7 protein-coding genes are annotated in these 11,461 nt (G+C 54.7%); 4 read left to right on the plus strand and 3 right to left on the minus strand.

The genetic code is table 11. The annotated features are described in order from the left end of the window. Positions 1 to 27: 27 nt before the first annotated feature. On the minus strand, positions 28 to 1,398 hold the full coding sequence (gene aroP / locus SK50_RS06210) for an aromatic amino acid transporter AroP (RefSeq protein WP_015572685.1): 1,371 nt from the start codon (positions 1,396 to 1,398) through the stop codon (positions 28 to 30). 537 nt (positions 1,399 to 1,935) lie between these two features. Here aroP and pdhR point away from each other — a divergent pair. The 4 genes from pdhR to lpdA all read left to right on the plus strand — a co-directional run bounded on the left by pdhR (position 1,936) and on the right by lpdA (position 8,997). After that, the gene (gene pdhR / locus SK50_RS06220; protein WP_015572686.1) at positions 1,936 to 2,700 is read left to right on the plus strand and encodes a pyruvate dehydrogenase complex transcriptional repressor PdhR; all 765 of its coding nucleotides are present in this window, start codon (positions 1,936 to 1,938) and stop codon (positions 2,698 to 2,700) included. 123 nt (positions 2,701 to 2,823) lie between these two features. After that, complete coding sequence (gene aceE, locus SK50_RS06225; RefSeq protein WP_003856315.1) at positions 2,824 to 5,487, plus strand: pyruvate dehydrogenase (acetyl-transferring), homodimeric type; 2,664 nt, start codon at positions 2,824 to 2,826, stop codon at positions 5,485 to 5,487. A 14-nt stretch (positions 5,488 to 5,501) separates the two neighbouring features. Next, positions 5,502 to 7,397, plus strand: a complete 1,896-nt coding sequence (aceF, locus tag SK50_RS06230) for a pyruvate dehydrogenase complex dihydrolipoyllysine-residue acetyltransferase (protein WP_017694504.1) — start codon at positions 5,502 to 5,504, stop codon at positions 7,395 to 7,397. 175 nt (positions 7,398 to 7,572) lie between these two features. Continuing rightward, a complete protein-coding gene (gene lpdA / locus SK50_RS06235) occupies positions 7,573 to 8,997 on the plus strand; it encodes a dihydrolipoyl dehydrogenase (protein WP_003856313.1) in 1,425 nt (474 codons plus the stop codon). 52 nt (positions 8,998 to 9,049) lie between these two features. Here the strand turns inward: lpdA and SK50_RS06240 are convergent, their stop codons facing one another. Beyond that, positions 9,050 to 9,841 (minus strand): DUF2950 family protein, encoded by a 792-nt coding sequence (locus tag SK50_RS06240; RefSeq protein WP_045344468.1) that lies wholly within the window; start codon positions 9,839 to 9,841, stop codon positions 9,050 to 9,052. Between the two features lie 10 nt (positions 9,842 to 9,851). Continuing rightward, positions 9,852 to 11,306, minus strand: a complete 1,455-nt coding sequence (locus tag SK50_RS06245; RefSeq protein ID WP_045344469.1) for a DUF3300 domain-containing protein — start codon at positions 11,304 to 11,306, stop codon at positions 9,852 to 9,854. Between the last annotated feature and the right edge of the window lie 155 nt (positions 11,307 to 11,461).

Consider the following 11,461-nt stretch of genomic DNA (forward strand, 5'->3'; position numbering starts at 1 on the left):
GCAACCGCGAGTACAGCGAGAAAACACTTAGTGCGCTTTCACCGTTTTGGCATTTTTCTGTTTCACCATATAGCCCACGCCGAGGATCGCAATCCAGACCGGGATCAGGTAGACGGAAATCGCCATGCCTGGGGTGATGAGCATGATGACCAGCACAGCTGCCATGAACAGCAGGCAAACCCAGTTCCCCAGCGGATAGAGCAGGGCAGGGAAGCGCGTGGTTACGCCCTGCTGGTGCTTGGCGCGGCGGAACTTGATGTGCGCGAGGCTAATCATCGCCCAGTTAATCACCAGCGCGGAAACCACCAGCGCCATCAGCAGACCGAAGGCAGATTCCGGTGCCAGGTAGTTAATCAGAACGCACAGCGCCGTCACGACCGCCGACACGATGATGGTATTAACCGGTACGCCACGCTTATCAACGGTAAGCAGCGCTTTCGGTGCGTTGCCCTGTTGCGCCAGGCCGAACAGCATACGGCTGTTGCAGTAAACGCAGCTGTTATAAACGGAGAGCGCGGCGGTCAGCACCACGACGTTGAGCGCGTTCGCCACGAAGGTGTCGCCCAGCTCGTGGAAGATGAGCACAAACGGGCTGGTATCCGCCGTCACGCGCGTCCATGGCAGCAGGGAGAGCAGGACCGCCAGGGAGCCCACATAGAAGATCAGAATACGGTAGATAACCTGGTTAGTGGCTTTCGGGATGCTCTGCTCCGGGTTGTCGGCTTCCGCGGCGGTGATGCCCACCAGCTCCAGACCGCCGAAGGAGAACATGATAATTGCCATCATCATCACCAGACCGGTCATGCCGTGCGGCAGGAACCCGCCTTGCTCCCAAAGGTTGCGCACGGTGGCCTGCGGACCGCCGTTGCCGCTGAACAGCAGCCAGCCGCCGAAGATGATCATCGCTACAACGGCAATCACTTTGATGATGGCAAACCAGAACTCCATCTCACCAAACACTTTTACGTTGGTCAGGTTAATGGCATTGATAATGACGAAGAAGGCCGCCGCAGATGCCCAGGTGGGGATCTCCGGGTACCAGAACTGAATGTATTTCCCAACGGCGGTCAGCTCGGCCATGGCAACCAGAACGTACAGAACCCAGTAGTTCCACCCCGAGGCGAAACCTGCGAAGCTGCCCCAGTATTTATAGGCGAAGTGGCTGAATGAGCCTGCGACCGGCTCCTCAACAACCATTTCACCTAACTGGCGCATAATCAGAAATGCAATAAAACCCGCAATCGCGTACCCCAGAATAATGCCCGGACCGGCCGACTGGATAACCGATGCACTGCCCAGAAACAGGCCAGTACCAATAGCACCGCCCAGGGCGATGAGCTGAATATGGCGGTTTTTAAGGCCGCGCTTTAGCTGATCGCCATGCTGTTGAGCTTCCATTTGAAACCTCGTGTGTGGTTGTTATGTTCACGCTGTGCGTGTGTAATTATGAAAGTCCATATTCTGTATTTATTTCTTTACGGTTAACGATACCGAAAAAAGCGGAGATGGCTTCCGTTAGCGCAAGAATAGTGGTAAGTGCCAGCGAATGCACCTGCTTTATGAAGGGATGAAGACGACTTGAATAAAAAGAAACCAATTGTAAATCGGTACGTTAACCCCTCATACCCCAACCTATAGAATAGAAATGCGTCAGAAGAGGGCGAATTTTCATTTTTTGCCTTGTTGAATCGCTTCAGATTGCAAAAACCCTCGTTTCATTATGGTTAAAACTGCCTCTTTGGTAGTAACCATTTCATTTGTGCAAAGTTACATTCCTGAAACGTTAGTTCTGTAAGGTTGTTAAAATGTGCCGGGTTTACTGATTTCAATCAAAACCAATATGGACAGAAGGTGAATACTTTGTTACTTTAGCGATACGAACATGAAATTGGTAAGACCAATTGACTCCGGGCAAAAAGGCGTAAGACAGGGAATATGGCCTACAGCAAAATTCGCCAACCAAAACTTTCCGATGTGATTGAGCAGCAGCTGGAGTTTTTGATTCTCGAAGGGACACTGCGCCCGGGCGAGAAACTCCCGCCAGAACGCGAGCTGGCAAAACAGTTCGACGTTTCACGCCCCTCTCTGCGTGAGGCGATTCAACGTCTCGAAGCAAAGGGCCTGTTGCTCCGTCGCCAGGGTGGCGGAACCTTTGTGCAAAACAGCCTGTGGCAGAGCTTCAGCGACCCGCTGGTAGAACTTCTCTCTGACCACCCAGAATCCCAGTTTGATCTGCTTGAGACCCGTCACGCGCTGGAAGGTATCGCGGCTTATTACGCCGCCCTTCGCAGCACTGATGAAGACCGCGTACGTATTCGCGAGCTGCATCAGGCCATTGAACGGGCACAGCAGTCCGGCGATTTAGACGCCGAGTCCAATGCCGTCGTCCAGTATCAAATTGCCGTCACCGAAGCGGCGCACAACGTGGTGCTCCTCCATCTGCTACGCTGCATGGAGCCGATGCTGGCCCAGAACGTTCGTCAGAATTTTGAATTGTTGTATGCCCGTCGGGAGATGCTCCCGCTGGTAAGCAACCATCGCACCCGAGTATTCGAGGCGATAATGGCCGGGGAACCGGAGCAGGCGCGCGAAGCGTCGCACCGCCATCTGGCTTTCATTGAGGAAATCTTGCTGGACCGCAGCCGTGAACAATCGCGTCGCGAACGTTCATTACGCCGCATACAGCAACGAAAGGATTAAGCGCCAGGTACTTTTAGAGCGCGGCAACTAAACGCAGAACCTGTCTTATTGTGTTTTCTGGCGAAAATACAATGGGACAGGTTCCAGACAAATCAACGTATTAGATAGATAAGGAATACCCCCATGTCAGAACGTCTCCAAAATGACGTGGATCCGATCGAAACTCGCGACTGGCTACAGGCGATCGAATCGGTCATCCGTGAAGAAGGTGTTGAGCGCGCTCAGTATCTGATTGATCAGCTGCTTTCAGAAGCACGCAAAGGCGGCGTGAAAGTGGCTTCAGGTGCAGGGGCTAGCAACTACGTAAACACGATTGCCGTCGAAGACGAACCGGAATACCCGGGCAATCTGGATCTGGAACGCCGTATCCGTTCTGCTATCCGCTGGAACGCCATCATGACCGTTCTGCGCGCATCCAAGAAGGACCTGGAACTGGGTGGCCACATGGCGTCCTTCCAGTCTTCTGCGACCATTTACGAAGTGTGCTTCAACCACTTCTTCCGTGCAGCTAACGAGAAAGATGGCGGCGATCTGGTGTACTTCCAGGGCCACATCTCTCCGGGCATCTATGCACGTGCCTTCCTGGAAGGTCGTCTGACTGAAGAGCAGATGAACAACTTCCGTCAGGAAGTTCACGGTAAGGGTCTGTCTTCTTACCCGCACCCTAAACTGATGCCTGAGTTCTGGCAGTTCCCGACCGTATCTATGGGTCTGGGTCCAATCGGTGCGATCTATCAGGCTAAATTCCTGAAGTACCTGGAACACCGTGGTCTGAAAGACACCTCTGAGCAGACCGTTTACGCCTTCCTGGGCGACGGTGAAATGGATGAGCCAGAATCTAAAGGCGCGATCACCATCGCGACCCGTGAGAAGCTGGACAACCTGTGCTTCATCATCAACTGTAACCTGCAACGTCTGGATGGTCCGGTAACCGGTAACGGCAAGATCATCAACGAACTGGAAGGCATCTTCGCAGGTGCTGGCTGGAACGTGATCAAAGTGATGTGGGGCGGTCGTTGGGATGAGCTGCTGCGCAAAGACACCAGCGGTAAACTGATCCAGCTGATGAACGAAACCGTTGACGGCGACTACCAGACCTTCAAATCCAAAGACGGTGCCTACGTTCGTGAGCACTTCTTCGGCAAATATCCTGAAACCGCAGCCCTGGTTGCAGACTGGACTGACGAGCAGATCTGGGCGCTGAACCGCGGTGGTCACGATCCGAAGAAAGTTTACGCTGCACTGAAAAAAGCGCGTGAAACCAAAGGTAAAGCGACTGTGATCCTGGCCCACACCATTAAAGGTTACGGCATGGGTGATACCGCAGAAGGTAAAAACATCGCTCACCAGGTTAAGAAAATGAACATGGACGGCGTGCGTTATATCCGCGACCGTTTCAACGTTCCAGTGACCGATGAGCAGGTAGAAAAACTGTCTTACATCACCTTCCCGGAAGGTTCTGAAGAGCACAAGTACCTGCACGAACGTCGTCAGGCGCTGAAAGGCTACCTGCCTGCTCGTCAGCCTAACTTCACCGAGAAGCTGGAACTGCCAGCGCTGGAAGATTTCTCTCAGCTGCTGGAAGAGCAGAACAAAGAGATCTCTACCACTATCGCTTTCGTTCGTGCCCTGAACGTGATGCTGAAGAACAAGTCGATCAAAGATCGTCTGGTTCCAATCATCGCCGACGAAGCGCGTACTTTCGGTATGGAAGGTCTGTTCCGTCAGATCGGTATCTACAGCCCGAACGGTCAGCAGTACACCCCGCAGGACCGTGAGCAGGTTGCATACTACAAAGAAGACGAGAAAGGTCAGATCCTTCAGGAAGGTATCAACGAACTGGGTGCAGGCGCATCCTGGCTGGCTGCTGCGACTTCTTACAGCACCAACAACCTGCCGATGATCCCGTTCTACATCTACTACTCCATGTTCGGGTTCCAGCGTATCGGTGACCTGTGCTGGCAGGCAGGCGACCAGCAGGCTCGCGGCTTCCTGATCGGTGGTACTTCTGGTCGTACGACCCTGAACGGTGAAGGTCTACAGCACGAAGATGGTCACAGCCACATTCAGTCTCTGACTATCCCTAACTGTATCTCTTACGACCCGTCTTACGCGTACGAAGTGGCAGTCATCATGCATGACGGCTTGCAGCGCATGTACGGTGAAGCGCAAGAGAATATTTACTACTACATCACCACCCTGAACGAAAACTACCACATGCCGGCAATGCCAGCAGGTGCCGAGGAAGGTATCCGTAAAGGTATCTACAAACTCGAAACCATCGAAGGTAGCAAAGGTAAAGTTCAGCTGCTGGGCTCCGGTTCTATCCTGCGTCACGTTCGTGAAGCAGCGCAGATCCTGGCGAAAGACTACGGTGTGGGTTCCGATGTGTACTCTGTTACCTCCTTCACTGAACTGGCGCGTGATGGCCAGGATTGTGAGCGCTGGAACATGCTGCACCCAATGGAAACCCCACGCGTTCCGTACATCGCTCAGGTGATGAACGACGCGCCAGCGGTGGCGTCTACTGACTATATGAAACTGTTCGCTGAGCAGGTTCGTACTTACGTTCCAGCTGATGATTATCGCGTACTGGGTACTGACGGCTTCGGTCGTTCTGACAGCCGCGAAAACCTGCGTCACCACTTCGAAGTTGATGCTTCCTACGTGGTAGTAGCAGCACTGGGCGAACTGGCTAAACGTGGCGAAATCGATAAGAAAGTGGTTGCAGACGCAATTACCAAATTCAACATCGATGCAGATAAAGTTAACCCGCGTCTGGCGTAAGAGGTAAAAGAATAATGGCTATCGAAATCAATGTACCGGACATCGGGGCTGATGAAGTTGAAATCACCGAGATCCTGGTCAAAGTGGGCGACAAAGTTGAAGCTGAACAGTCGCTGATCACCGTAGAAGGCGACAAAGCTTCTATGGAAGTCCCGTCTCCTCAGGCTGGCATCGTTAAAGAGATCAAAGTCTCTGTTGGCGATAAAACCGAGACCGGTAAACTGATCATGATTTTCGATTCCGCCGACGGTGCAGCAGCTGCTGCACCTGCGCAGGAAGAGAAGAAAGAAGCCGCACCTGCTGCTGCTCCAGCAGCGGCCGCGGCAGCGAAAGAAGTGAACGTGCCTGACATCGGCGGTGACGAAGTTGAAGTCACTGAAATCCTGGTGAAAGTGGGCGATACTGTTGCGGCCGAGCAGTCACTGATCACCGTAGAAGGCGACAAAGCCTCTATGGAAGTGCCGGCACCGTTCGCGGGTACCGTTAAAGAGATCAAGATCAACACCGGCGACAAAGTGTCTACAGGTTCCCTGATCATGATTTTCGAAGTGGCGGGCGCTGAAGGCGCTGCGGCTCCAGCGAAAGCGGAAGCTGCTCCGGCTCCGGCTGCTGCACCAGCGGCTGCTGGCGGCGTGAAAGACGTTAACGTACCGGACATCGGCGGTGACGAAGTTGAAGTGACCGAAGTGATGGTAAAAGTGGGCGACAAAGTTGCCGCTGAACAGTCACTGATCACCGTAGAAGGCGACAAAGCTTCTATGGAAGTGCCTGCGCCGTTCGCCGGTACCGTTAAAGAGATCAAAATCAACACCGGCGACAAAGTATCTACCGGCTCTCTGATCATGGTCTTCGAAGTGGAAGGCGCAGCACCTGCCGCCGCTCCAGCTGCCGCGGCTGCTCCGGCACCGGCTGCTGCACCGGCTCAGGCTGCTAAACCGGCTGCTGCCCCTGCTGCTAAAGCAGAAAAATCTGAGTTCGCTGAAAACGACGCTTACGTCCACGCGACTCCGCTGATTCGTCGCCTGGCGCGCGAATTCGGTGTGAACCTGGCGAAAGTGAAGGGCACTGGTCGTAAAGGCCGTATCCTGCGCGAAGACGTTCAGGCTTACGTGAAAGATGCGGTGAAACGCGCCGAAGCTGCACCTGCTGCTGCCGGTGGCGGTATCCCGGGCATGCTGCCATGGCCGAAAGTGGACTTCAGCAAGTTCGGTGAAATCGAAGAAGTGGAACTGGGCCGTATCCAGAAAATCTCGGGTGCTAACCTGAGCCGTAACTGGGTAATGATCCCGCACGTTACCCACTTCGATAAGACCGATATCACAGATTTGGAAGCGTTCCGTAAACAGCAGAACGCCGAAGCTGAGAAGCGTAAGCTGGACGTGAAGTTCACTCCAGTGGTCTTCATCATGAAAGCGGTTGCCGCTGCCCTTGAGCAGATGCCTCGCTTCAACAGCTCCCTGTCCGAAGACGGCCAGAAGCTGACGCTGAAGAAGTACATCAATATCGGTGTTGCGGTTGATACGCCAAATGGTCTGGTTGTTCCGGTCTTCAAAGACGTGAACAAGAAGAGCGTCACTGAGCTGTCCCGTGAACTGACCACCATCTCCAAAAAAGCGCGTGATGGTAAGCTGACTGCCGGCGAAATGCAGGGCGGCTGCTTCACTATCTCCAGCATCGGCGGCCTGGGTACCACCCACTTCGCGCCGATTGTGAACGCGCCGGAAGTGGCTATCCTCGGTGTGTCCAAGTCCGCGATGGAGCCGGTGTGGAATGGCAAAGAGTTCGTGCCGCGTCTGATGATGCCAATCTCTCTGTCCTTCGACCACCGCGTGATCGACGGGGCTGATGGTGCGCGTTTCATCACCATCATCAACAACATGCTGAGCGACATTCGCCGCCTGGTGATGTAATCGAAAAGCCGGCCAGTCGGCCGGCTTTTTTCTGATAATCTCATGGGGTTTTTGAGGTTATTGGTGAAAGCGATAATTCGTGAGCCGTTTGTTGTTTCAAAATTGTTAACAATTTTGTAAAATACGGGCGGATAGAACGACCCGGTGGACGACGGGTATACATTAAGAGGTCATGATGAGCACAGAAATCAAAACTCAGGTCGTAGTACTTGGGGCAGGCCCGGCAGGTTACTCCGCAGCATTTCGCGCCGCGGATTTAGGTCTGGAAACCGTCATCGTAGAACGTTACAGCACCCTCGGCGGTGTTTGTCTGAACGTCGGCTGTATCCCTTCTAAAGCGCTGCTGCACGTAGCGAAAGTTATCGAAGAAGCCAAAGCGCTGGCTGAACACGGTATCGTCTTCGGCGAGCCGAAAACCGACATCGACAAAATTCGTACCTGGAAAGAGAAAGTTATCACTCAGCTGACCGGCGGTCTGGCGGGTATGGCCAAAGGCCGTAAAGTGAAAGTGGTAAACGGTCTGGGTAAATTCACCGGTGCGAACACCCTGGAAGTGGAAGGCGAAAACGGCAAGACCGTGATTAACTTCGACAACGCGATCATCGCGGCAGGCTCTCGCCCAATCGAACTGCCATTCATTCCACATGAAGATCCACGCGTGTGGGATTCCACCGATGCGCTGGAGCTGAAAACCGTTCCTAAGCGCCTGCTGGTTATGGGCGGCGGTATCATCGGTCTGGAAATGGGTACCGTGTACCATGCGCTGGGTTCAGAGATCGACGTGGTTGAAATGTTCGACCAGGTTATCCCGGCTGCCGACAAAGACATCGTTAAAGTCTTCACCAAACGCATCAGCAAGAAATTCAACCTGATGCTGGAAACCAAAGTGACTGCCGTTGAAGCGAAAGAAGACGGTATTTACGTTTCCATGGAAGGCAAAAAAGCCCCTTCCGAACCACAGCGTTACGACGCCGTGCTGGTGGCTATCGGTCGTGTGCCGAACGGTAAAAACCTCGACGCGGGCAAAGCTGGCGTGGAAGTGGACGACCGTGGCTTCATCCGCGTTGACAAACAGCTGCGCACCAACGTGCCGCACATCTTTGCTATCGGCGATATCGTCGGTCAGCCAATGCTGGCGCACAAAGGTGTTCACGAAGGTCACGTTGCCGCTGAAGTTATCGCCGGCATGAAGCACTACTTCGATCCGAAAGTGATCCCATCTATCGCGTACACCGAGCCAGAAGTTGCATGGGTCGGTCTGACTGAGAAAGAAGCGAAAGAGAAAGGCATTAGCTATGAAACCGCCACCTTCCCGTGGGCTGCTTCTGGCCGTGCTATCGCGTCCGACTGCGCAGACGGTATGACCAAACTGATCTTCGACAAAGAGACTCACCGCGTGATCGGTGGTGCGATTGTCGGTACCAACGGCGGCGAGCTGCTGGGTGAAATCGGTCTGGCTATCGAAATGGGCTGTGACGCGGAAGACATCGCGCTGACCATCCACGCTCACCCGACTCTGCACGAGTCCGTGGGCCTGGCGGCAGAAGTGTTTGAAGGTAGCATCACCGACCTGCCAAACGCGAAAGCGAAGAAGAAATAAGTTTCTTCAGATGAAAAAAGCGGCCTGAGGCCGCTTTTTTTATGCGCCGCGTTCAGGGGGTGACAGGCTGCCAGGTTTTATCCGGGTGGTATGCAGCGATCGCCTGCGCTTTTTGCGCCGAATCGTTGCCGAGATTTGCCTGATACACCTTGTCATCCTGGTTAACGACAAAGCTCATTACCCCCGTCTGACCATAGCTCACGGGCCAGGCAACCATCGCAAAGCCATTTTTATCCGGCAGAATGCGGAACCGATAGCCGTGATAGCCCATACCCGACTCCGGCGGGCTGAAGGCGGGACCCAGCGGGCTTGGCGCTTCGCCCGGCGAGATGGGCCAGTACAGGCCGTCTTTTAGCCCTGGCGTGCTGACAATCTTCTGCGCATAGCGGTGGTTCATGGCGTAGTAGCTCTGCTGTGCGTCGACGTAGGCGTGCAGCGCTTCGATAGCCGCGAGTTCGTTGCGGCCGATTTCGCGGGTCAGGATCTCATCAGCCGCTTTCTGCATATCAAATTGCCAGCCCACTTTTTTCTTCACTACCGGTATGGGGAGTTGCCAGCCGTTATCGCCAACTGACAGATGGGCAATATCGCCGCTGATTTCGGTACGATGGTTAATCTTCCAGTCACGCAGGAATCGAGCTACCGCCTCCGGATCAACCCCTTCAGGTGGCAGATAGTCGCGCCAGTTATCCCCCAGCAGGTCGGCCATCGCGCGCTCATTCTGCTCGCTGATGGCCTTCGTCAGGGCATTGGCCGCCTGCTCAGGCGTGGAGAAAGATTGCTGGGCGCAGGCGAAGGTGGATACCATCAACAACAGCATTCCACCGATCGGTTTCATGTTCATAGCGGCTTCCTTAACGACGATGGAATTCACGGTGTTCGGTATGATGTTCGGACAGCTGCTGGCGGCTTTCCAGCCCGCGCTGGTGCTGGACCTGCCAGTTGGCCGAGCGGCTGTCGTTGCCGCTCAGGGCGTTTGCCCGCAGCGGCTGATGCTGAACCTGCGTCGGGCGTCTGGTTTGCGCAAGAGTATTATTCATCCGTTGTGCGTGGGGCCGCGCGCTGTCGTAGCCGCGATAGTTGCTGCGCTGAGAGAGCTGCTTCAGCTGCTGCGCGGACGCTGAATGTTGCGGGAAATGCGCGTCGCCATGCTGTAGCTGTGTGAGGGTTTTGCCCGTCGACTGCTGTATCTGCGCCATCGCAGCCTGCCGCTGGCTATCGCGGTTGACCGTCTGCTGCCGGGTAGCGCTCAGCCCTCCCGGCACTGAAGTCTGATGATAGCGGCTGGCAAGCTGGCTATTGGCGTAGGGCACGCCGTTGCGGTAGGCCGGATTATGCTGCCAGACCTGATGATTATCGGTACGGTGCTCGCCGGTGATCTTATTGAAGTTATTAACATTAATATTAATGTTATCGCCGTTATGCGAATAACCGCCGTGGTGATCGTCATCATGATCGTGATGATGATCGTCGTCATCGTCCCAGTCGATGTTACTGAACAGCGCATAGGTAGTGGCTACGCCGAGGCTATAGCCAAAGCCTCTGACAAAACTATTGGTAAACTGCTGGCCGGGAGACGGGGGCAGATACACTGGCGGATAGCTGGCGTTTGGCCACGTGCCGTAAACGGTGGAAGGGGTGTAGGTAGGGACATAAACCACCTGTGGATCGGCTGGCTCAATTTTAATCACCGTCGGACTAGCCGACGTTGACGTCGCGGCTGTACTGGCGGAGGCTGGCGCAGATTTTTTCACGGTGGTGACGGTCTGCTGCGGGGTGGATTGCAACGTGCCTGTCTGCTGCGCGAGCAGGCGCAGACGCTGCACGGAATCCATCACATCCTTTGGCTGGGCCAGAAAGGCGTCGCCGAGGCTCTGTACCCACGACGGGTTTTCTCCCATCAACGACATTAACTGCGGAAAGGCGACCAGCGATTTCACGCTGGCATCCCATGGCTGCCCGCTGACCGCCTGAATGGCGGTATCGCCCTGCATTTTAGGGTTGTCCTTTGACCACTGGGCGGCCTGAATCACGCTCGCCGGATAGGTTGAGGCCATCAGAATTTGCGACAGCAGCGCGTCGGGATAGAGCGCAATGGGCGCGGTCCACTGATCGATCTGCGCGGCGCTATAGGCCGGAGTCGCCATCGGGGCAGGTTGTGCTGTCGGGGCGGGGAGCTGCGGGGCTACCGGCGCAGGTGCGGGAGCGGGTTCCGTTGCGCGGCTTTTAACGAACATGACGCCCGAGGCGGCAAACAGCCCCGCACTGCAAAGCAGAACAAGAAGATGTGGTTTAAAAGGCAACTTCATAGATTGACTCCAACGAGACGAGTGCAGTGCCGTGAGGCGTTGCTGTTGCCGCGAGTATCATTCACCCGTGTTTTACAGTTTTGACTTTTGTTGGGAAAACCTCCGAAGCATCCGGATAAAGAGTGTGAGTATTTATTACACAATTATATCGGATG

Origin of the sequence: Enterobacter sp. BWH64 (assembly GCF_001037645.1) — a bacterium.
GTDB lineage: Bacteria > Pseudomonadota > Gammaproteobacteria > Enterobacterales > Enterobacteriaceae > Enterobacter > Enterobacter hormaechei_C.

Bases quoted from the DNA above. Each gene is read 5' to 3' on its own strand.
- aceF (WP_017694504.1), top strand. From the start codon at position 5,502: ATGGCTATCGAAATCAATGTACCGGACATCGGGGCTGATGAAGTTGAA.
- aroP (WP_015572685.1), bottom strand. From the start codon at position 1,398: ATGGAAGCTCAACAGCATGGCGATCAGCTAAAGCGCGGCCTTAAAAAC.
- pdhR (WP_015572686.1), top strand. From the start codon at position 1,936: ATGGCCTACAGCAAAATTCGCCAACCAAAACTTTCCGATGTGATTGAG.
- SK50_RS06240 (WP_045344468.1), bottom strand. From the start codon at position 9,841: ATGAACATGAAACCGATCGGTGGAATGCTGTTGTTGATGGTATCCACC.
- lpdA (WP_003856313.1), top strand. From the start codon at position 7,573: ATGAGCACAGAAATCAAAACTCAGGTCGTAGTACTTGGGGCAGGCCCG.
- aceE (WP_003856315.1), top strand. From the start codon at position 2,824: ATGTCAGAACGTCTCCAAAATGACGTGGATCCGATCGAAACTCGCGAC.
- SK50_RS06245 (WP_045344469.1), bottom strand. From the start codon at position 11,306: ATGAAGTTGCCTTTTAAACCACATCTTCTTGTTCTGCTTTGCAGTGCG.